25 protein-coding genes are annotated in these 19,655 nt (G+C 40.2%); 11 read left to right on the top strand and 14 right to left on the bottom strand.

Features of this window, described 5'->3' with window-relative positions:
• Nucleotides 1–6 precede the first annotated feature (6 nt).
• Nucleotides 7–672: an RES family NAD+ phosphorylase gene (locus C5469_RS15310; RefSeq protein WP_166308358.1), complete on the bottom strand. Its 666-nt coding sequence runs from the start codon at nucleotides 670–672 to the stop codon at nucleotides 7–9.
• On the bottom strand, nucleotides 665–1,339 hold the full coding sequence (locus C5469_RS15305) for an MbcA/ParS/Xre antitoxin family protein (RefSeq protein ID WP_166308355.1): 675 nt from the start codon (nucleotides 1,337–1,339) through the stop codon (nucleotides 665–667). Before C5469_RS15305 ends, C5469_RS15310 begins: the two co-directional genes overlap by 8 nt.
• Before the next feature lie 261 nt (nucleotides 1,340–1,600).
• Here C5469_RS15305 and C5469_RS15300 point away from each other — a divergent pair, with 261 nt between their 5' ends.
• The 4 genes from C5469_RS15300 (at nucleotide 1,601) to C5469_RS15285 (ending at nucleotide 4,732) form a co-directional block, all read left to right on the top strand.
• On the top strand, nucleotides 1,601–1,819 hold the full coding sequence (locus C5469_RS15300; RefSeq protein ID WP_166308352.1) for a hypothetical protein: 219 nt from the start codon (nucleotides 1,601–1,603) through the stop codon (nucleotides 1,817–1,819).
• Between the two features lie 64 nt (nucleotides 1,820–1,883).
• On the top strand, nucleotides 1,884–2,108 hold the full coding sequence (gene feoA, locus C5469_RS15295; protein WP_166308349.1) for a ferrous iron transporter A: 225 nt from the start codon (nucleotides 1,884–1,886) through the stop codon (nucleotides 2,106–2,108).
• A gap of 62 nt (nucleotides 2,109–2,170) precedes the next feature.
• A complete protein-coding gene (gene feoB, locus C5469_RS15290; protein ID WP_166308346.1) occupies nucleotides 2,171–4,483 on the top strand; it encodes a Fe(2+) transporter permease subunit FeoB in 2,313 nt (770 codons plus the stop codon).
• A 9-nt stretch (nucleotides 4,484–4,492) separates the two neighbouring features.
• Nucleotides 4,493–4,732 (top strand): FeoC-like transcriptional regulator, encoded by a 240-nt coding sequence (locus C5469_RS15285; protein WP_166308343.1) that lies wholly within the window; start codon nucleotides 4,493–4,495, stop codon nucleotides 4,730–4,732.
• Between the two features lie 132 nt (nucleotides 4,733–4,864).
• Here C5469_RS15285 and C5469_RS15280 read toward each other — a convergent pair whose 3' ends face one another.
• The 8 genes from C5469_RS15280 to bioH all read right to left on the bottom strand — a co-directional run bounded on the left by C5469_RS15280 (nucleotide 4,865) and on the right by bioH (nucleotide 11,400).
• Nucleotides 4,865–5,863 (bottom strand): sterol desaturase family protein, encoded by a 999-nt coding sequence (locus tag C5469_RS15280; protein ID WP_166308340.1) that lies wholly within the window; start codon nucleotides 5,861–5,863, stop codon nucleotides 4,865–4,867.
• 30 nt (nucleotides 5,864–5,893) lie between these two features.
• On the bottom strand, nucleotides 5,894–6,916 hold the full coding sequence (locus C5469_RS15275) for a Gfo/Idh/MocA family protein (protein WP_166308337.1): 1,023 nt from the start codon (nucleotides 6,914–6,916) through the stop codon (nucleotides 5,894–5,896).
• Complete coding sequence (locus C5469_RS15270) at nucleotides 6,909–7,208, bottom strand: pyrimidine/purine nucleoside phosphorylase (RefSeq protein WP_166308334.1); 300 nt, start codon at nucleotides 7,206–7,208, stop codon at nucleotides 6,909–6,911. Before C5469_RS15270 ends, C5469_RS15275 begins: the two co-directional genes overlap by 8 nt.
• Nucleotides 7,201–7,803 (bottom strand): hypothetical protein, encoded by a 603-nt coding sequence (locus C5469_RS15265; protein ID WP_166308331.1) that lies wholly within the window; start codon nucleotides 7,801–7,803, stop codon nucleotides 7,201–7,203. The genes C5469_RS15270 and C5469_RS15265 overlap by 8 nt, the downstream gene beginning before the upstream one ends.
• Before the next feature lie 3 nt (nucleotides 7,804–7,806).
• Entirely contained in the window at nucleotides 7,807–8,046 is a 240-nt protein-coding gene (locus tag C5469_RS15260; protein WP_166308328.1) for a hypothetical protein, read from the bottom strand.
• Between the two features lie 198 nt (nucleotides 8,047–8,244).
• A complete protein-coding gene (locus C5469_RS15255; protein ID WP_166308325.1) occupies nucleotides 8,245–8,553 on the bottom strand; it encodes a hypothetical protein in 309 nt (102 codons plus the stop codon).
• A complete protein-coding gene (locus C5469_RS15250) occupies nucleotides 8,537–9,715 on the bottom strand; it encodes an MFS transporter (RefSeq protein WP_166308322.1) in 1,179 nt (392 codons plus the stop codon). The genes C5469_RS15255 and C5469_RS15250 overlap by 17 nt, the downstream gene beginning before the upstream one ends.
• Before the next feature lie 902 nt (nucleotides 9,716–10,617).
• On the bottom strand, nucleotides 10,618–11,400 hold the full coding sequence (bioH, locus tag C5469_RS15245) for a pimeloyl-ACP methyl ester esterase BioH (RefSeq protein ID WP_166308319.1): 783 nt from the start codon (nucleotides 11,398–11,400) through the stop codon (nucleotides 10,618–10,620).
• A 39-nt stretch (nucleotides 11,401–11,439) separates the two neighbouring features.
• Between bioH and gntX the strand changes: the two genes are divergently transcribed.
• From gntX to C5469_RS15220, 5 genes are all read left to right on the top strand, one after another.
• Nucleotides 11,440–12,123, top strand: coding sequence for a DNA utilization protein GntX (gene gntX / locus C5469_RS15240; protein ID WP_166308316.1), 684 nt, complete (start codon nucleotides 11,440–11,442; stop codon nucleotides 12,121–12,123).
• A 59-nt stretch (nucleotides 12,124–12,182) separates the two neighbouring features.
• Nucleotides 12,183–12,758 carry a Fe-S biogenesis protein NfuA gene (nfuA, locus tag C5469_RS15235; protein WP_166308313.1) on the top strand — a complete coding sequence of 192 codons (576 nt, stop codon included), beginning with the start codon at nucleotides 12,183–12,185 and terminating at the stop codon, nucleotides 12,756–12,758.
• A 98-nt stretch (nucleotides 12,759–12,856) separates the two neighbouring features.
• Complete coding sequence (glpE, locus tag C5469_RS15230) at nucleotides 12,857–13,192, top strand: thiosulfate sulfurtransferase GlpE (protein WP_166308310.1); 336 nt, start codon at nucleotides 12,857–12,859, stop codon at nucleotides 13,190–13,192.
• A 10-nt stretch (nucleotides 13,193–13,202) separates the two neighbouring features.
• A complete protein-coding gene (gene glpG, locus C5469_RS15225) occupies nucleotides 13,203–14,051 on the top strand; it encodes a rhomboid family intramembrane serine protease GlpG (RefSeq protein ID WP_166308308.1) in 849 nt (282 codons plus the stop codon).
• A 16-nt stretch (nucleotides 14,052–14,067) separates the two neighbouring features.
• A complete protein-coding gene (locus tag C5469_RS15220) occupies nucleotides 14,068–14,826 on the top strand; it encodes a DeoR/GlpR family transcriptional regulator (RefSeq protein WP_166308306.1) in 759 nt (252 codons plus the stop codon).
• A gap of 153 nt (nucleotides 14,827–14,979) precedes the next feature.
• Here the strand turns inward: C5469_RS15220 and C5469_RS15215 are convergent, their stop codons facing one another.
• Both C5469_RS15215 and C5469_RS15210 read right to left on the bottom strand, forming a co-directional pair.
• Complete coding sequence (locus C5469_RS15215; RefSeq protein WP_339414506.1) at nucleotides 14,980–15,864, bottom strand: RNA-guided endonuclease InsQ/TnpB family protein; 885 nt, start codon at nucleotides 15,862–15,864, stop codon at nucleotides 14,980–14,982.
• Nucleotides 15,786–16,109, bottom strand: a complete 324-nt coding sequence (locus tag C5469_RS15210) for a hypothetical protein (RefSeq protein ID WP_166308304.1) — start codon at nucleotides 16,107–16,109, stop codon at nucleotides 15,786–15,788. Before C5469_RS15210 ends, C5469_RS15215 begins: the two co-directional genes overlap by 79 nt.
• Nucleotides 16,110–16,296: 187 nt before the next feature.
• Between C5469_RS15210 and glpD the strand changes: the two genes are divergently transcribed.
• Nucleotides 16,297–17,799 carry a glycerol-3-phosphate dehydrogenase gene (gene glpD / locus C5469_RS15205; RefSeq protein WP_166308302.1) on the top strand — a complete coding sequence of 501 codons (1,503 nt, stop codon included), beginning with the start codon at nucleotides 16,297–16,299 and terminating at the stop codon, nucleotides 17,797–17,799.
• Between the two features lie 331 nt (nucleotides 17,800–18,130).
• Nucleotides 18,131–18,610, top strand: a complete 480-nt coding sequence (locus C5469_RS15200) for an Hcp family type VI secretion system effector (protein ID WP_166308300.1) — start codon at nucleotides 18,131–18,133, stop codon at nucleotides 18,608–18,610.
• A 243-nt stretch (nucleotides 18,611–18,853) separates the two neighbouring features.
• Here the strand turns inward: C5469_RS15200 and C5469_RS15195 are convergent, their stop codons facing one another.
• Both C5469_RS15195 and C5469_RS15190 read right to left on the bottom strand, forming a co-directional pair.
• Complete coding sequence (locus C5469_RS15195) at nucleotides 18,854–19,156, bottom strand: hypothetical protein (protein WP_166308298.1); 303 nt, start codon at nucleotides 19,154–19,156, stop codon at nucleotides 18,854–18,856.
• Between the two features lie 17 nt (nucleotides 19,157–19,173).
• Nucleotides 19,174–19,554: a hypothetical protein gene (locus C5469_RS15190; RefSeq protein WP_166308296.1), complete on the bottom strand. Its 381-nt coding sequence runs from the start codon at nucleotides 19,552–19,554 to the stop codon at nucleotides 19,174–19,176.
• Nucleotides 19,555–19,655: the final 101 nt, after the last annotated feature.

Here is a 19,655-nt window from a genome sequence, read left to right as displayed (position 1 = left end):
CGTAGATTATGCTATATCTTTAGGTACTAAAACCAACTCCATTTCATCTGCAAGCTCTTTAAGTTTTTCGTTAACTTCTTTAGAGGTAGTGGCTGGTTCAGATTCAAGAGACACATGCAAATCTTTTTCTCCCACTCGATCTCCAAAAATTATTATTGCTTTGCCGCCGTGTTGCTTAGAGGGCCATCGAATTGCTTGAGCATCAGGATTATTATGATAAATTTTTGCTGCCCAGAGCTGAGTAATATGATAATCCGATGCTCCAGATTCTATTAGTTGGCTTTGAATAATCCCCCATTTCTTCAGTATTCTTGGATTGATATCGACATACTTGATATCTCTTTGCGGAGTAATTTGGCTGTGCGCTAAATCATCTAGTTTACCCAGATCAACAGGTATACCAGCGCAATTTAATGGAATATCATGCAAAATCGTCTCCATAATAGCTACTCCTACGTTTTCACCGCCATAGAGCGTTGGAACAGATATTCCATTATTTTTGAACGGACTAAAACGAGCATTGCCAACTCCAGGATTAAATTCAGCTCCTTTAAACTTAGACTTATGAATACGTTCAATAGGTGTACCTGCTTTCCATTTTTGGGTTTTGGTTGCTGTATTCTCTGGAGGAAGCGGTATACCTTCTTGAAATTCTTTTTTATCATCAGCCATGACATGGCCCTTCAACTTCTTCTTTGGCTGCTATATAAACATCATTCGGTTGAGTTAATAGAAGGTCCTTTGGCTTTTTATTACCAAGCCAACTATTTGGTGTACCAAACCAGATAGCTATTGCCCAAGGCGTCTTTTTATCCCCAAACAACGCAATAATTTTTTTTATCACTGGCAATGGCTGGCCGCCTTCGTCTAGAGCATACAGCGGGAATAGGTCTTTGCCACCAATTTGTAATGCGAATATTTTTTTCGACTTTTTCAACCGATTTGCCGCAGCGCTGGGATTCACTGATTTAGACCCGACTAATTTGCTGAGTTCACTCGCAGTCAGCCACTTTGAATCAGTAATGATCCGATTTTTTAATTCTTCAAGGCGTGCTTCATTACGGGAAGTAAATCCAATTTTTGAAGATGGTTCGGTTACAATAGACTGATATTTGTTCTTATTGAATGTAGTGACAGCTGTTACTGCACTAGCTATTGCCAACTTAATATCATGATAATCAATTGCTCTTGGCAACTTTACTACCACATACTGATTTGCCTCATCAGCAGAAATTTCAGACAAATTGATATGTTTGGCAGCATCCTTGTCATTTAATAACTCAATTGAAAGAAAGTCAAAGCTGACATTTTCTGATTTGGCTTGCGATTTAGTAATCATACTGCCTCCATATTGTATCTACTTGAGTTCATATTTTACGTATATTCGTTATATAGATGATATGGAGTATTTGCGAAAAGTGCAAAAATTATTACTGTCTACGGACCGAACATATCAACATTGATACAGGAATTAGAGAAGGGGCTAATATAGTTCCTAATCAAGCATTTAGAATACCCGGTAAATGTTATAAAGTTAGCATTATATAGAAAATCAATGAATTACCTTTGGATTTAAGAGGATCGGAATACAAACGATACCATGAATATCGCTGCTGAGAGCCAGAAACATCGAAAGACAAAAGCACCTTCGATTAAGGGTGCTGCACTGCTCCGGCAGTGCATCTTTATCTCTTTAACCAGAAAAAATCCACATTCACTGATCAATATCAACCTTGGTGACTTCAATAATGAAAATGCAATTAATATTGAAATCAATGTTGGTTATTATTTCCATTTACAATTAATATGGATAGAATAAAAATCGTACTTTATATTAATTAATACGATTATCACTTTTACTTGCAAACATCGCGGAAGGTTATATGCAACTTCTTCCAGACCATAGTTACAAAATCATTGGCTTTTCTCCAAAGATAAGCCCCGCTTACCGGCAAAAATTGCTGTCATTAGGCATGTTACCCGGCTCCTCTTTTCATGTTGTCCGCTTAGCTCCTTTAGGCGATCCGATACAAATTGAGACTCGTAGAGTCAATCTGATTCTGAGAAAAAAAGACCTAGAATTTCTTATATTAGACAACGCTCAGTGAAACGAATAATCCATTACAAACCGTAAAACTGTTATTCCTAATCTTAATTTGGCAACGAAAACATGAAAGCACTCACCATTGGCTTAATCGGTAACCCCAATGCCGGCAAAACAACATTATTTAACCAACTTACTGGCGCCCGCCAGCGTGTAGGCAACTGGGCGGGCGTCACGGTAGAACAGAAAACTGGTCGTTTTATCACTGCGGATCATAAAATCGAATTAGTTGACCTGCCAGGAACCTACTCTCTCACCACGATTTCCGAACAGACATCACTGGATGAGCAAATAGCCTGTCACTATATTCTAGGCGGTGATGCTGACATGCTGATTAACGTAGTCGATGCTTCTAACCTTGAGAGAAATCTCTACCTGACACTGCAACTCCTTGAATTAGGCATTCCATGCATTATTGCACTGAATATGCTAGATATTGCTAAAAACCAACATATCCAAATTGATATTGCCGAACTGGAGCAACGCCTTGGCTGCCCGGTTATTCCAATGGTGTCAACACGTGCTACCGGGCTAAATGAGCTGAAACAGGCGATAGATCATCATAAACAAAATTCAGAGCAGTCACTGATTTGCTACCCTGACAGTCTATTACAGGAAGTTGACAAGCTATCTGGTGCAATCTCAGACAATTTTAATCCTCAACAACGCCGCTGGTTAGCGCTTCAGATGCTTGAAGGAGATATTTACAGCCTGGAACGTTCCGGTCTTGCTACTTCAATATTGGCTGAATCTAAAGAACGCCTGCAACAACAGCAACATGAAGAACCGGAACTGGTCATTGCCGATGCTCGCTATCAAAGTATCAACGCGTTATGTATGGCAGTGATCGACACCCAAAAAGCCATGCCAAACAAACTCACACAGGCAATCGATAAAATTATCCTCAACCGCTGGCTGGGTGTGCCAATTTTCTTGGTTGTTATGTATTTAATGTTCGTGCTGGCAATTAATATCGGTGGTGCATTACAGCCTATTTTCGACGGTGGCTCTATTGCTATTTTCATTCACGGCGTTCAATGGCTTGGTCATACATTAAGCTTCCCTGAATGGCTGACGGTTTTCCTCGCACAGGGTATCGGTGGCGGTATTAACACCGTGCTACCACTCGTGCCACAAATCGGCATGATGTATCTTTTCCTCTCTTTCCTTGAAGATTCCGGTTATATGGCACGAGCGGCGTTTGTCATGGATCGCCTAATGCAAGTTCTGGGACTGCCGGGTAAATCTTTTGTCCCGTTGATTGTTGGCTTTGGTTGTAACGTCCCATCGATTATGGGTGCGAGAACACTGGATGCACCACGTGAACGTCTGATCACAATTATGATGGCGCCATTTATGTCCTGCGGTGCACGGCTGGCAATCTTTGCTGTATTCGCCGCTGCATTCTTTGGCAAAAATGGTGCCACCATTGTTTTCTCCCTTTATATATTGGGAATTATGGTTGCTATCCTGACTGGCCTGATGCTGAAATGCACCATTATGCGTGGTGAAGCTTCACCATTCGTTATGGAGCTTCCGGTTTACCATATTCCACATCTGAAAACCCTGTTTCTGCAAACCTGGCAACGCCTGAAAGGTTTTGTTATCCGTGCCGGTAAAGTGATCGTTATCGCCAGTATATTTATTGGTGCACTCAACAGCTTTTCTTTCTCAGGTCAAGCGGTGGATAGCATCAACGAATCCGCGCTGGCTTCGGTCAGCAAAGTCATTACACCTGTATTACAGCCAATCGGAGTTCACTCAGATAACTGGCAGGCAACCGTGGGCCTGATAACTGGCGCAATGGCAAAAGAAGTGGTTGTTGGGACACTAAATACCCTGTACACCGCGGAAAGTATCACTAATGAACCGTTTGATGCAGATGGGTTCAACCTACTTGGTGAGCTGAAAGATGCTGTTGATGAAACCTGGGATAGTTTGAAAGACACCTTCACTCTGAGCGTACTTTCTAACCCGATAGAAGCTAGTAAAGGTGACGGTGACATGGATAGCGGCTCTATGGGAACAATGAGTACCAAATTCGGCTCTGCGATTTCCGCTTACAGTTATTTAATCTTCGTTCTACTGTATGTTCCCTGTGTTTCTGTGATGGGTGCTATCGCCCGCGAAACTAGCCGCGGCTGGATGACATTTTCTATTCTGTGGGGACTGAATGTAGCTTACTCAATCTCAGCTCTGTTCTATCAGATTGTGACTTTTTCACAACACCCACAAAGCAGCCTGATCACTATCCTTACTATAGCCATATTTAACGCATTAGTGTTTTTCTTCCTACGCCGGGCACGCAGCCGCGTAACGATGAAGCTGAACAACAACACTGTAAATCGCTGCCACTGTTCCAGTGGAAACTGCCACTAGGAGCCGAGAATGATTAGCCTGTTAAAAGTAAGGGATGCAGTCGCTCTGAATGGACGGGCTGATGCTAAACTGTTGAGCCACCAGCTATCTGCTTCACTGTCGATGATTGAAGCTATGCTTGAGCAGCTCACAGTGATGGGTAAACTGGAAAAGATCAATGCAACTGCCTGCCTAAGCGGCAGTTGCAAACAATGCCCTGAAGCACAGAAATGCGATACGGCGGTTTATCGGATAGTTGGGGAGCGGTGATCATATGATTGGAAATTGCCTCTTGACGAGATAAAAATTATGATTCACCCACCGCTAATTCCTCAAAGGCAACATCGACTTCTTCCTTCTCCCCTCTGACGAACTCGACAAAAGTGTATGTTCACAAGGATTTTACTGGCATCGGAGACCTTCAATTATTTTCTTCAGTCGTTTTACAACTCGTTTAAAAGGCGTTACATACATATTTTTCACCCCAGAATAATTATCATATCTTTCTCCTGCTGCACCAAAAGTCAATACTTCATCTGCCTGAGGCATAATTTGTGTTTTAAATAAGCGATCCCAAAATGAAAAAATGAAACCAAAATTTTTATCATAGTGTTTAACGGAACTACTATGATGTAACTGGTGATATGCAGGGCTAACAAAAATATCTCTGATAAAAGGGGGATATTTTAAGTAAACCATAGAATGTTGCAAATTCAAACCAAACATAAGAAGTAAAAACATAAATACGTTTTGCCCAGAAAAAAGAATATATGTGTGCTGAGCATCGAAAAAATAAGATATTCCACCTGCATATATACCTGTAAACAAACTTGCTATTAAGATAAAAAATCCTTGATTTACAGGGTGAGATCTATAAGCAGTTAAAGGTGTCAAATTTTCAGCAATGTGATGAACTTTATGAAATTCCCATAATAGCCTGATTTTATGAGACAGAAAATGTTCAAAAAAAACGGCAAAATCAAAAACAATTATTGCGCCAAGAGTTAAAACCAAGTTGATAGCTATGCCTGGAGTAACATGGAAATGAGGAATGCTAAGAAATGACAAGATATTTATGGTGCCCTCTTTAAAGAATAAAGCTGACGATAAAATAAGGGCATATGTAAACCCAAACACTATCTTGTCGACAAAATAAAAAATGAAATCATCCTTTGATGATTTTGATGTGAATTTGTGCGCCTTGATTACCATTTTGCTGGCTTTTAATGGGTTAGCCGTTTTATTTTTATAAGCATAAAACAAAACGGCAATTAAAAAAGCCATAAATAAATATCCAATGAACAACCCATGACTCGGTGTAAAAAACACAGTTAATCTTTTAAAAAAAGGGATAACAATATCCTGATATATAAAATCAAAATAATTATTGATATTCTCCATGTTTTTTCCTTTTTTTAAATAGCTATAGATTTAAATTTGTAGAGAATCTGATTGGCATTGGATGGTTTCAATCAGTTTGATAGTGTCTAAAGATTTCCTCTGGAGTTCATCAAGTATATATTTATCTTTATTTCCTTTGATGAAATCAATAAAATTATATACCATTCTGTGATGTTGTAATTCTTTAAAGAATATTCTTTTATATTCCTCATCAACCAATGGCTTTAGTCCCGATGCTATTTTCACCCTCAAAAATGGCAGCATCCTATCATAGACAAAGGAACCGCAATATGGCATTACAAAATCTCGAATGCTAATCTCACCCTTTTCACCAGATATTGTTACTTCCTGCCGGGCTGTGGAACCCCGATAGGATGAAGCCATACTGAAGGTTATATTAGAATTTGTTAAACCTATCGCATTAAATTCTAGAATGGCTCCTGTTTCTTTCTTCAAAACAAATGAGTCTAATTTATATATCTCTTTTCTTTCAATAAGCGATAAGACCATGCGAATAGGATACCAACCAAGATCGCCAAGAGCACCTTTATCCTCAAGACGACGGTTAAATTTTATATGTGAATAATCAGTACTAGGCCAAAAAAAACTTGAATCAATTCTGACAATTTTTCCCACATTTTCATTTATTAGTTGCGGTAATGAATTATATAACTCATTATGTACAAAGTGCGTTGCATCCATCCAAATAATATTTCTCTCTTTTGATAATTCAAGAAACTCCGAGAGAAACATAGATGAAGGCAAAGGCTTTTCAACTAAAGTATGCTTTTTATATTCGAGACATAATCTCATATAAAACTCTTTTGTTGAGCTAGGAGTTGCAATATAGACCGCATCCAACCCCGGATCTTCGAAAAAAGCCTCAGGTACAGTGTAGCCTTTTCCTCTTTTGCCACAAAACTCTCTACAAAATGATTCCGCATTGTTTTTACTCCTTGATAATACAGAATAAACTTTTACACCAGTATTAACACAACTCTTGGCTATGATTTTTGCTATTAATCCTGTGCCAATAATTCCTAAATTAATCATAAAAGCACCTATAATCTAAATGTTCTATTACTTCGACTTCAAAGGTTAAATCTTTAGGAACAATAATTTCATCACCAGATTGTAATAATCTCCTTTTTCCTTCAATGGTAAAAGAGGCTACTCCACTATAAATCCTGAAATTCTCAGTAGTTTCCGCCAACCAGCGATATTTACCTTTTGCCATAAAGCCAAAGGTAACAAGATTATCATCTTCATCTTGAAAATTGCGGAGAACAGATCTCCCGTCAAAAAAAATATACGTTTCTACAAATTTGTATCGGCCATTACACATAGTAAGTGCTTAGCTCCTTTATATAATCATCGTCGATATTTAATTTTTCTTTAAAAGGTGATGTTATAACTTCAGGTACAGGATCGTAGCCAAGATGTGACCTTTTATCGAATCTTAATGATAAATCCCGTGTATAGCACAAAATAAGTTGTAATCTGTTTTTGTATGGGCAAGGCTCTCTCCAGTGTTCAAATCTCTTCCCATCTAAAATCAGAATATCACCAGATTTCATATTTACTGGATTGCTCTCTACGTATAAACTCCAGTCAGCTTCCTCTTTAGTATGTATACCAATCGAAATAATATAATCTACAGAGTTTCTGTCCTTATGCTTTGGAAGTGTATATTTCTCTTTATAATTCCATAAAAAAGAATAACTTGGATATACTTTTTCATTTACAGTATCTGATACTAAATCACAGTAATGACTCAGCATGGCTTCAAAATAAGGTGTGGCATAATACATATGGGCTCTGGTTGAGTCATTATTCCCTTTTAAATGCCCCAGATTTTTAGAGATAGCTAAGTATCTGTAAATAATATCTATTTCTCGTTCTGTTATTGCATCTTCGATGACGCGAACACCATTGAACATTAATTATTTCTCCATTATTTTATTAATGAAATTATCATGTCGATTTTTAATTCTAGTTTCAATTTCATCAGCCGGAATACCGCTGATATCTGACAGCCAGTTAATCCCTTCTTTATTAACATGCAGTATTTTCTTAAAAGTAGTCAGATGATCTATAACCATTTCTCTTTTAGCTGGTGACTTCTCGATAAGCTCCCTGAAATATGTAATTCCCATTTGAACATGTCTTGCTTCATCCTGCATCGCACCCTTATATATCTGGCCAATTAAACTTTTATCACCAAAAGCATGAATAAAAATGTTAAATTGCTCAAGAGCACCATTCTCAAGAAAAACATGACTGAGAAATGTTTCATTAAAATTTCTTAATTTGGCAAAGTGCTCAACATATATATCCCTAGTTTTCGGCAGATCCTTTATGCTACCATTCGCTAAAATCGCCTATTTCGCGAAAAGTTCAGAGTGTCTGGCTTCATCATTAACAGCTTGAGCTAGCCCTATTTTAAGCGAAAAGTCATCACATTGAAGCAGTAACTCCGCAGCATTTTGCATTCCCAGAATTTCAACATGAACTGATAAACTCGCAACGATTGCAGCTGTCTCGTATAAACTTTCAGGGATTAAATCTTTCCCGGCCAAGTCCCAGTTCAGATTGCTATCCCATATTTGCTTAGTTTTTCCTTTCAGATATAAGTCATAATGTTTCGCATTGATAAAATCAATATTACTAAGTTTATTTGGATTGTACATATTTATCCTTTTCCTCAGTTAATTCATGCTTTTTAAATAAAAAATATAGGAATATCACCACAAGCAAGATACTTGTTAATTTGAAAGTAAATTCGATAGAAATGAGTTTTGCAGTATACCCAACAATAATCGGCATCAAAATTGCCACTACAGATGAAATTTTTTGTATATTTCCTGTAGCTTTTCCTACGTGTTCAAAACCAATAATATTTCTCACACCATATCTAATCGCGAAGAATGTTACACCAGAGGCCGTACCAACAAGGAAAACCAACAAATAGTATGTGGCATAATGATATGTTTTTGCATCTAAGAAACCAAATCCCCAAAAAGCCACAAAATTAACCATAACGGAGAATAACAGGACATTCTTAGCTGACAATTTTTTAAGTAACCAACCAGACACTCGAGTTCCTACTATTCCTCCGACCCCAAGAAGTGAAATTATGTAGCCAATGCTACTTTCATTCTGCCCAATCCTCTCAAAGAAGATACCGAGCATATCGTTACTGAGAAAAAAAGCTAAATTTGACAAAGTATAGGCCGAAACAAGTAAATATAAATCTGGTTTATTTTTCAATTGTTGCATGAATGAGAAATGTTCTACAGCCGTAGGCTGTATACTTTTATTTGCATCAGGTCGGAAAGTATTATCAAAGTATGATATCAGCATGCCGACCAAATTAAATGTCATTGATAATAACAGGACAAACCATAGTCCATAATTCGTATTTAAATATACAACAAACAAAGGAATAACTATTCTACTAAAGTTGGTAATATATCCATAAATTTCATAAAATCTTTGAGATTCATTATCATCTACGTTCAATTTTGTGTTTGATATTCCAAGCCCACACCGACAAGTTGTCTTGATTAATGTAATAATATAAAGAAATATAATTGGATCAGCTACAGATAAAAAAAGTATGACAATGCCATTAATAAAGAACAGCAGTGTCCTCCAATTTAATATATTTCCGTTGTCAAACAGCTTGCCGAATAATCCACTTGCCACCAGGAATGGCACTGCGAAGCAAGCACCCAATATTCCCATTTCGGATGGAGTAGCATGCAGACTATATATAGCTATGATGCTTAAAATAGCATAATCAAGATAAGTATCAAGCTCATGGACACCTATACTAATGTATTTTTTCATTGATTATCATCCACGTGAGGATAGGTATAAATAAATATTTACACCTATCCTTGGTTTTTAAAGTTTTATATTAGCTAGCCAGAGGTTGATAGTCCATAACATCTCCTTTTTAAATTTTAGGCTGATATTTACTTATTTCCCGTGAGGGAATTTAAATATAAGCAAGAATCTTATTCCATGTAAATTAGCTGTTAACGTAAAAATTTTATTATTGTGAAACAACTCATGTTTTTTAACTTTCTAATATCTTTCATTATTGTATTTAAAAATCATTTAAATACATATACATATACATACTACATAAAACATGAATAATATTTCCTCATATTAATCTAATTTCCAATTTTACTTTTATTTAGCATATCTATTTAATAGTACCATTAGATTATTGTCTGATTTTTGAGATCACTCATACCCTTGTACCGTGATTTGGTTCAATAATATCAATATATGCATTTTTATTAATGTTAAAAGATAAAATTCTGCATTAGTGAAGCCAGCACTTTATTTTATAAAATTATTCACTTTAAAATATGTTTGCTGAAATCAATAATGTTCACACCTAACTTTTTGCTTCGTGGCAATATACCCTATTTGGTGGCTAATCTCAGTATGTAAAAAGGAGATTCTACAAGACATCATCAGAAAAACTCTAAAGTCCCTGTAGCAGTGCAATACCTGACGAAGGCTTATGCTGGAGCTGCCTGGATAATCTGACCGTTAGCAGCGGTTTGTCCTCTTCAATCATATGACTCTCCCTTGAGATACATCAAAACAAAGCAGAAAGTACAGCCAAGTAAATCTCATTTGGCTTTACCTACAACCCAATTCTTTCCTGAACCATCACTGTTTTTATAAGCCAGAAATAATATATTGATATCATTATAGAAATACTAGCAAAACTAACCATTTCTTAACGCCCTGCCAGCAAATTCAGTTAATACCCCAACAAACTCATCAGGATGAGAAATAAAAGGCGCATGAGCGGCATGGCGCATTATGGTTGAAACCGAACGCGGCCATTTTTCATCAAGAATATTCTGGATTTTTCTTGGCACCAAACCATCCAGATAGCCGTAAATCCGCAGGAATGGGATGGCAAGCTCAGCCAAAGGCTCCCTTAAATCTTCAGTCCGCAAAATTTCTAGTCCAACATGCAACACTTCAACAGAAGGCATCGGCTGCGCCAGCACAACGGATTTCAATAGCCTCGCATCCTGACGGGCGCTATCTGTGCCTAATGTCTGTAAAGCCAAAAACCGCTCGACGGTACGCTGAAAATCTTCACTCAACCGATGTTCGAAATCGCGCAAAACTTCAGGCTTAATCCCCGGCCAGTCACTTTCTGCACTGAAATGCGGTGAAGAAGCTACGGTAATTAATCCAGCAACCTTATCCTGATGATCAAGCGCAATCCGGCTGGCAACCAGCCCACCCAATGACCATCCCAACCACAGCGCATTTTCAGGGGCATGCCGCCAGACTTCATCCGCCATATCCGCGAGGCTCATCGGGCCATATTTATGGCTGCGGCCATAGCCCGGTAAATCCACCAGATGCAAACGAAAATGCGGAGCGCATCGCATTTCCATGGAACGCCAGACTTCCGCATTCAGCCCCCATCCGTGCAGCAGCACAAGATCACGCGAACCTTCATCAGAAACCTGCCAAAACAGATCAGCCATTGTTATTCTCAACTTTATTTGCCATCAAGGAAGAAACCTATGCTAACAATGGTTGGGTACTGTTGGCTATGCCATCAGTCTCTTTGGTTTCCACATCACGGAATATGCAGTTTTTGCAGCAAGCGGTTGAAACGTCTGACAAACATGTGCCCATGCTGTGCCCTGCCCTCAGAGTTAACTTCATTACCTTGTGGGCGCTGCATCAAAAAACCACCTTTGTGGGAAAATATGATAGCGATTACCGATTATCGCCCTCCCTTAAGCCGCCTGATTCGCCGCTATAAATATCACAGTACCCCACAACTTGCGTCAGTTTTGGCGCGTCTGTTTCTGCTGCACTGGCAACAGGGCTATCGTGATGGACGATGGTGTAAACCCAATATTCTGCTTAGTGTGCCACTGCATCGGCACAGACGCTGGAAACGAGGATTTGATCAAGGCGAATTAATGGCAAAGCAATTATCAGAATGGCTACAATGCGACTATCAGCAAAGCATTCTGCAACGCACGCGTGCTACACTACCACAAAGAAATTTATCAGCGGCACAACGTAAAACCAATCTCAGGAAAGCATTTCAGCTTTGTGGCCCAGTTGCTGGACAACATGTCGCCATACTTGATGATGTTATTACCACTGGTGCGACGATAACTGAAATTTCCCGTTTGTTAATTCGTGCTGGCGCCCGTTCAATACAGGTCTGGGCGATTTGCCGAACCTTGTAGTCAATATGAGAATGGGCGTATTATAACCAACTATAGCAGTCAACTATTGAGCAAATGACATGATTAATATTACTGAAGCAGCGCAAACCCATTTTGCCAAATTATTGGCAAACCAAGAACCCGGTACGCAAATCCGCGTATTTGTTATCAATCCGGGTACACCTACCGCTGAATGTGGCGTGTCTTACTGCCCGCCGGATGCAGTTGAAGCAACTGATACTGAACTGAAATTTGAAAAACTGTCAGCATACGTTGATGAACTGAGCGCCCCGTTCCTTGAAGAAGCAGAAATTGATTTTGTCACTGATCAGCTAGGTTCTCAGCTAACACTGAAAGCGCCTAACGCCAAAATGCGCAAGGTTTCTGATGATTCACCCCTTGTAGAACGCGTGGAATATGTTTTGCAGTCACAAATTAACCCACAGCTAGCGGGTCACGGTGGTCGTGTCAGCCTGATGGAAATCACCGATGAAGGTTTCGCTATCCTGCAATTCGGTGGTGGTTGTAATGGCTGTTCAATGGTCGATGTCACCCTGAAAGAGGGGATCGAAAAAGAGTTATTGAATATGTTCCCTGAACTAAAAGGGGTGAAAGACTTAACCGAACATCAGCGCGGTGAACACTCTTATTACTGACAACTGATTTTCCCGCTCGGATAACCGTCGGGAAAACATTATTACGATAATAACCAATTGGTATAATCTCTAAATTCTAAGAGCAATTCAGAATATATATGGATCATTTTCAAACAATTAACCCCGAGCAAGCCTACCAATACTGGCAAGATAAATCCGCTATTATGGTAGATATCCGTGATCCACAAAGTTTCCGATCCGGTCATGCGTGTGGGGCTTTTCATCTAACCAATGAAACATTAAATGAGTTTATGCTACAGGCCAATTTCGAGCAGCCGGTGATGGTCATGTGTTACCACGGCCACAGCAGCCAAAGTGCCGCTCAATACTTACTGAACATGGGTTTTGAGGCCGTTTATAGCATTAATGGCGGCTTTGAAGCTTGGCTGAGAGACTATCCTCACGCCGTTGACTCCTTACATAACCCGGCATAACACACATCCCATGATCCACGTAATCACTATTTCAAACCCGCGTCTGGCACAAGGCTTTATCGATTATATGGCAACTCATCAGGTATACCTGACTATGCGTCCGGGTCACGATGAACAACATGTAGAACTGTGGCTAGAAGATGACTCTAAACTCACAATGGTTCAGCAAGAGCTGGAGCAATTTACCCGTGATCCACTGAACGAACGCTATCAGACCGCCAGTTGGCAATCTGGCAAAGTCAGCCATTCATTGCAATACCAGAATAATCTGAATTGGCATTATTTGAGTCATCAGGCTGGCCCGTTAACAATGATAGTGCTGATCTTGAATATCGCTGTTTATCTCTGGATGCAGTTCGCCGGGGATTATCAGGTAATGTCCTGGCTGGCCTGGCCTGACAACAGCCAACATATGGAGCTGTGGCGTTGGGTCACTCACGGTTTGCTGCATTTCTCACTACTCCATATCATATTTAATCTCATGTGGTGGTGGTATCTTGGCGGGCAAACAGAAAAACGTCTCGGTACAGGAAAACTGTTTGTTATCACTATTGTCTCTGCCGTTTTCAGTGGCTGGGGACAATCATTATTCAGCGGCTCTCATTTTGGGGGCCTTTCAGGTGTTGTTTACGCCTTAATTGGTTATGTTTGGTTAACCGGTGAACGCGCGCCCGAACGCGGCATTGGCGTTCCTCGTGGTTTGATGGCCTTTTCGATCCTCTGGCTGATTGTTGGCTACTTCGATACATTTGGACTCTCCATTGCTAACGCAGCCCATTTCTCTGGTTTAACCATCGGCTTACTGATGGCGTTGTGGGATAACCGCTATACATTCAAAAATAATAATCAGCATTTTTAAGAATTAGGGGACTATCGTGAAGCAAACTCAACGGCATGATGCAATTGTTGAGCTGGTACGTCTTCAGGGCTATGTCAGTACTGAAGAGTTGGTTGAACACTTTAATGTCAGCCCCCAGACTATTCGCCGTGACCTGAATGATCTGGCAGACAAAAATAAAATACAGCGGCATCACGGCGGTGCAGCATTGCCATCAAGTTCAGTTAATACTGCTTATCATGATCGCAAGATCATGTGGTCAGAAGAGAAAGCGCGTATTGCCCAGCGTGTTGCCAGCCAGATCCCGGATGGTGCAACACTGTTTATTGATATCGGCACGACACCAGAAGCCGTCGCTCACGCACTGTTAAATCATAAAGATCTGCGGATTGTCACTAACAACCTCAACGTAGCTACCCTGTTGATGGTAAAAGAAGACTTCCGCTTAATCCTCGCAGGTGGGGAAGTTCGCACCCGTGACGGTGGGATTATCGGCGAAGCCACACTGGATTTTATCTCCCAGTTTCGGCTCGATTACGGCATTCTGGGTATTAGTGGCATTGATATGGATGGCGCACTATTGGAATTTGATTACCATGAAGTACGAATCAAACGCGCAATTATCGAAAATTCCCGTTGCGTTATGCTGGTAACTGACCATTCTAAGTTTGGCCGTAATGCCATGGTTAATCTGGGTAATATGGACCTCATTGATTGCTTGTTCACCGATCAAATGCCTCCTGCAAGCATCCAGAAAGTGATTGAACAACATAACGTTCAACTCGAACTTTGCTAATTATTTTTTCTCTGTACTGGGGATAGAGCTATCCCCAGTATGCTCTCGCAATTCCCCATAATTCCATCTCTATAATCCCCTAATTAATACCATGTCAATTATTTGACATCCTCCCCCACTTTCGCACTTCGTGACTCAGGAGGGGGATTCCCGTTAGTGGGCGACGGCTGATCGCTCTGCGTCTGGTTCCTGCTTCAACGGGCGGCCTGACTGCTCCGTCCCTCCACAGGCAAGCACGGCATGCCCTGCCGCTAAAATGTTACGTGCGCCGTTGACATCTGCGTTCGCGGTATATCCACACACCTGGCACACGAATTTACTCTGCGACAAGCGGTTCTCTTTGACTGTATGACCGCAACATGCACACCGCTGGCTGGTGTAGGCCGGAGGGACTGCCAGTACCTGACCGCCGCGCCAGAGCTGCTTATATTCTAGCTGACGGCGCATTTCATACCAGCCCTGCTCCCGTATCGCGCGATTTAAGCCTGATTTAGCCCGAACGTTCCTTCCGGGCTGTTCTGCCGTGCCTTTCGCTGACTTCGACATGTGACTGACCTTCAAATCTTCAATCACGATCATCGCGTGGTTTTTGCTTATTTTCGTGGTGGTCTTATGAAGGTAGTCGCGGCGAATATTAGCAATATGCGTGTGCAGACGCCGAATTTTTCGCTTCTGTTTCTGCCAGTTGGCGCTGAACTTAACTTTGCGGCTTAACTGACGCTGAAGCCTCGCCAGCTTGCGCTGACTGGTTTTAAAACTGTTGACGGGTTCGTATATCGTACCGTCTGAGAGCGTCGCCAGTTTCGATATCCCGGCATCCAGACCCACCATTGTTGTTGATTCGTGGGGGGGCTCAGAGGCTTCTATCTCGACTTGAAACGACACATACCACTTACCCGCTGACTGTCTAATCGTGGCATTTTTGATTTTGCCGTTCACCTCCTGCGATTGCCGGAACTTTATCCATCCGAGTCCAGAAGGCAGCCTGACTCTGCGATTTTCAAGGAGACAATATTTCTCAAAATTGACGAACCGGATTGAATCCCTGCCGTCATTTTTTCGTTTCCATACAGGCGCTTTCCTGCCTGTGTTTTATCGAAGCAACGCCTCCATGCCCCCTGTAAGTCTTTCAGTTTTTGTTGAAGGTTATCGGTGTAAGCTTCCTGCAAGAAGGCGTATTCCGGTGTTTTTTTCCACCCCGTGAGCATGCGGTTTAGTTCAAACGCGGAAGGAAGTTTTCCGCCAGAATCCAGAATGTGTTTTGTTACCTCAAGCCCGTCCAAATTCCCCTCCCGCCTGATGTCGGCGGGAGTACCCTTTTGGAGGTAAAGATGGGTACGATAATATTTGCCACCGATATCACGCAAATGTGTTTTTTCTCAGTTAGTGGTTGGCTATTGGCAAATTTCCGATTACAATTGTGAGCGAAAACGAACATTAAAGAACTGTTTCGAACATTTGGGAGGATGAATGGAAACTAAAGACTTGATTGTTATCGGCGGCGGGATCAACGGCGCTGGTATCGCGGCTGACGCCGCTGGCCGGGGACTCTCCGTTCTGCTGCTGGAAGCACAAGACTTAGCTAAAGCCACCTCATCCGCCAGTTCAAAACTGATCCACGGTGGCCTGCGCTATCTGGAACATTATGAATTCCGTCTGGTCAGCGAAGCGCTGGCAGAACGTGAAGTTTTACTAAAACTCGCCCCACACATTGCTTTTCCGATGCGTTTTCGCCTGCCGCACCAGCCACACCTGCGCCCAGCATGGATGATCCGCATTGGTCTGTTCCTCTATGACAATTTGGGTAAACGAGTCAGCCTACCAAGCAGTAAGGGGCTGAAATTCGGTGCTAATTCCGTGTTGAAACCAGAATTGGTCCGTGGCTTTGAATATTCTGACTGCTGGGTTGATGATGCTCGTTTAGTTGTCCTTAACGCTCAGGAAGTGAAAAAACACGGCGGTGAAGTCCGTACACAAACAAAAGTTACCCGCGCCTGGCGCGAACATGACAGTTGGATGGTTGAAGCCGAAGATCTGCGTACAGGTAAAACCTATACCTGGCGGGCAAAAGGTCTGGTTAATGCCACCGGCCCTTGGGTTAAAGAATTCTTTGACGATGGCCTGAAATTGAAATCACCTTATGGTATTCGCCTGATCAAAGGTAGCCATATTGTGGTACCAAGAGTGCATGATGAGCCGCAAGCTTATATTCTGCAAAACGAAGATCATCGTATCGTATTTGTTATTCCCTGGATGGATGAATTCTCCATTATTGGTACAACCGATGTGGAATATAAAGGTGATCCAAAAGAGGTGAAGATAGACGATCAGGAGATTAACTATCTGCTGAAAGTCTATAACGATCATTTTAAGAAACAGCTTAGCCGTGAAGATATCGTCTGGACCTATTCTGGCGTCCGCCCACTGTGTGATGACGAGTCTGATTCACCTCAAGCGATTACCCGTGACTACACGCTCGATATTCATGATGAGCAGGGTAAAGCCCCATTGCTATCTATATTCGGCGGTAAGCTAACCACTTACCGTAAACTGGCAGAACACGCAACCGAGAAGCTCATGCAGTACTATCCCAATGCCGGAAAAGCCTGGACCAAAAATGGTCAGTTGCCGGGGGGTAATTTAGAAGGCTGTGACCGTGACGGTTATGCCCGTTTATTGCGTAAACGCTACAACTGGTTACCGGAAGCCGTTGCCGTACGCTATGCACGCACTTATGGCAGCAACAGTGAACTAATTCTGCAAGGTGCTAATGATCTAAGTGATCTAGGTGAGTCCTTCGGCCAGGGCTTGTATGAAGCTGAACTTCGTTATCTGGTTGACAACGAGTGGGTTGTTGAACTGGATGATGCCATCTGGCGCCGCACCAAATTGGGTATGTGGCTGAAAGAAGAGCAGAAGCAACGTATTGCGGCATGGTTGGCGGAGAATGCGAAGCCACGTACCGAGATTTGATTTTTCTTTACAGAAAACCATTGCTTTTCCAGTTTAAAAAACGCGACTACCGCGAGAATATTAAAAACTTCTTCGCGGTTTTTATTACATTGAATTTATATCCAATTTCTCCCTTCAACGTTATATCAATCTTTCCAATTAATTATTGACACATAAATTGACCAAATATCATATATATTCAGTGTAAAATACTATCTCATGTTCCCTCTTGGAGTAACTAGCCACAAACATTTTAAGATTATTATATAAACAATACTTTTGATTCTTTTGTATTATGGAGATAATATAGACACTTCTATTAACTGTTATGGGATTGATATAGGATGTTTATATGAGCTTTTCTATTTACTTAAAACTAACTGGCCGTAAACAAGGGTTAATATCATCAGGGTGCTCAACATCTGACTCTATAGGAAATAGGTATCAAATTGGACATGAAGATGAAATTCAAGTTTTATCTTTCGTTCATAGTTTAACTAGAGAACAAAATTCTGATCATCATCCAGTAGATTTCATGAAAATAATAGATAAATCATCTCCTCTACTTGGCATAGCTATTTCTAATAATGAAATCTTAAATGCTTATTTTGATTTTTACAGAATTAATTCTTTTGGTGTTATGGAAAAATTCTATACCGTCGAGTTAAGAGATGCCTCTATTGTTGATATATGTGCCAATTATCCTCACAGTATAGACAGTTCAAATGCAATACCATTTGAAACTATTTCTCTAGCATATAAAAGCATAACATGGAAACATCACATAGCTGGAACTTCAGGCTACAGTATATGGGATGATAGAGTGTACTAACACTTTATTAATCAATGTAATACCTTATTGTTGAAGTTATTCTAACTTCAACATTTTTTTTTTACTTTTATTGTAACGAAATACGACACTATCAGAATAATTATTCCCCCAATTATACCAAACCCTTCAGGAGTAATTACAAACCATGCTAAACAAAGAGCAAATGTTATGAAAATTCCAACAAGATCTATTACAAAAGATTTAATTAAATCCATTTTTTGTCACCAATTACATTATGTTAAGTTAAAGGTAAATTAATCTTTCTATTTCATCTAAAAGTAATTTTTCATCTTCTAAAGTCATGATATTTTTTCTATAAATATTTATTAATTTCCCCATGTATGGCTCAACCAAGAAATAAAGCATTTCTAACCCTTTCTTCCTTAAGGCTAAATATGTCACAGGCGATTCTATTTTTAATTTTCGTGCAGATCTAGCTGCTTTTTCGAAAATCCCATAAATAGCGAGGGAGTTTATTGATATGTTTAAAAAGGTTGCTATTTTTGCTTTTACAGATGGAACCGCATTTATCTTAATCGATATCAAACTTGTTACTGCGGTGGCTATACTAATCTTCGTTGCTGTTTGAACTCCATATGTAGTGTAGCTACGATTAAATTAAACTTCTCAGATATAATTCTTTGTGTTCTCTCAGGAATCAAATCATACATTGTATTTATGATTGTAGACACAATATCATAAATTACATCACCTTTTTTAAAAATTGCTTTAATAGCTGCATCAATCATTCTCTCATCTTCATTAGATATCTGCTTACCATAAATATCTTTATACAAAAAAGCTTGAGAGTTTCTTAATCTAACTAAACCTAAATAAATATCCTCCATAGTTGAATATACAATTGGCGCAGATTTTCTTGATACATTCTCTATGTTTTCTGCTATAACATGATCAGCCTGTTTTTTGTATGATAAATAATCCATAATAGAACTCCTTAGCCACTAATAGAATTGTCATTGCGACATAGACATTTTCATTAATATAACTAATATGTCAATAGAAAAAGATATACCCTATGGATTTC

The sequence above is a fragment of the Photorhabdus cinerea genome (assembly GCF_011189575.1).
In the GTDB taxonomy this organism is placed as follows: domain Bacteria; phylum Pseudomonadota; class Gammaproteobacteria; order Enterobacterales; family Enterobacteriaceae; genus Photorhabdus; species Photorhabdus cinerea.
The sequence above is the reverse complement of the archived record's forward strand: the minus strand, read 5'-3'. Positions and strand labels throughout refer to the sequence as shown.

Coding starts and splice junctions, on each gene's coding strand:
- feoA (WP_166308349.1), top strand. CDS start 1,884: ATGCAACTTCTTCCAGACCATAGTTACAAAATCATTGGCTTTTCTCCA.
- C5469_RS15260 (WP_166308328.1), bottom strand. CDS start 8,046: ATGCAGGATGAAGCAAGACATGTTCAAATGGGAATTACATATTTCAGG.
- C5469_RS15270 (WP_166308334.1), bottom strand. CDS start 7,208: ATGTGTAATGGCCGATACAAATTTGTAGAAACGTATATTTTTTTTGAC.
- C5469_RS15305 (WP_166308355.1), bottom strand. CDS start 1,339: ATGATTACTAAATCGCAAGCCAAATCAGAAAATGTCAGCTTTGACTTT.
- C5469_RS15280 (WP_166308340.1), bottom strand. CDS start 5,863: ATGGAGAATATCAATAATTATTTTGATTTTATATATCAGGATATTGTT.
- C5469_RS15190 (WP_166308296.1), bottom strand. CDS start 19,554: ATGGATTATTTATCATACAAAAAACAGGCTGATCATGTTATAGCAGAA.
- C5469_RS15250 (WP_166308322.1), bottom strand. CDS start 9,715: ATGAAAAAATACATTAGTATAGGTGTCCATGAGCTTGATACTTATCTT.
- C5469_RS15200 (WP_166308300.1), top strand. CDS start 18,131: ATGAGCTTTTCTATTTACTTAAAACTAACTGGCCGTAAACAAGGGTTA.
- glpD (WP_166308302.1), top strand. CDS start 16,297: ATGGAAACTAAAGACTTGATTGTTATCGGCGGCGGGATCAACGGCGCT.
- C5469_RS15265 (WP_166308331.1), bottom strand. CDS start 7,803: ATGTTCAATGGTGTTCGCGTCATCGAAGATGCAATAACAGAACGAGAA.
- C5469_RS15310 (WP_166308358.1), bottom strand. CDS start 672: ATGGCTGATGATAAAAAAGAATTTCAAGAAGGTATACCGCTTCCTCCA.
- nfuA (WP_166308313.1), top strand. CDS start 12,183: ATGATTAATATTACTGAAGCAGCGCAAACCCATTTTGCCAAATTATTG.
- glpE (WP_166308310.1), top strand. CDS start 12,857: ATGGATCATTTTCAAACAATTAACCCCGAGCAAGCCTACCAATACTGG.
- feoB (WP_166308346.1), top strand. CDS start 2,171: ATGAAAGCACTCACCATTGGCTTAATCGGTAACCCCAATGCCGGCAAA.
- C5469_RS15255 (WP_166308325.1), bottom strand. CDS start 8,553: ATGTACAATCCAAATAAACTTAGTAATATTGATTTTATCAATGCGAAA.
- gntX (WP_166308316.1), top strand. CDS start 11,440: ATGCTAACAATGGTTGGGTACTGTTGGCTATGCCATCAGTCTCTTTGG.
- glpG (WP_166308308.1), top strand. CDS start 13,203: ATGATCCACGTAATCACTATTTCAAACCCGCGTCTGGCACAAGGCTTT.
- bioH (WP_166308319.1), bottom strand. CDS start 11,400: ATGGCTGATCTGTTTTGGCAGGTTTCTGATGAAGGTTCGCGTGATCTT.
- C5469_RS15275 (WP_166308337.1), bottom strand. CDS start 6,916: ATGATTAATTTAGGAATTATTGGCACAGGATTAATAGCAAAAATCATA.
- C5469_RS15285 (WP_166308343.1), top strand. CDS start 4,493: ATGATTAGCCTGTTAAAAGTAAGGGATGCAGTCGCTCTGAATGGACGG.
- C5469_RS15300 (WP_166308352.1), top strand. CDS start 1,601: ATGAATATCGCTGCTGAGAGCCAGAAACATCGAAAGACAAAAGCACCT.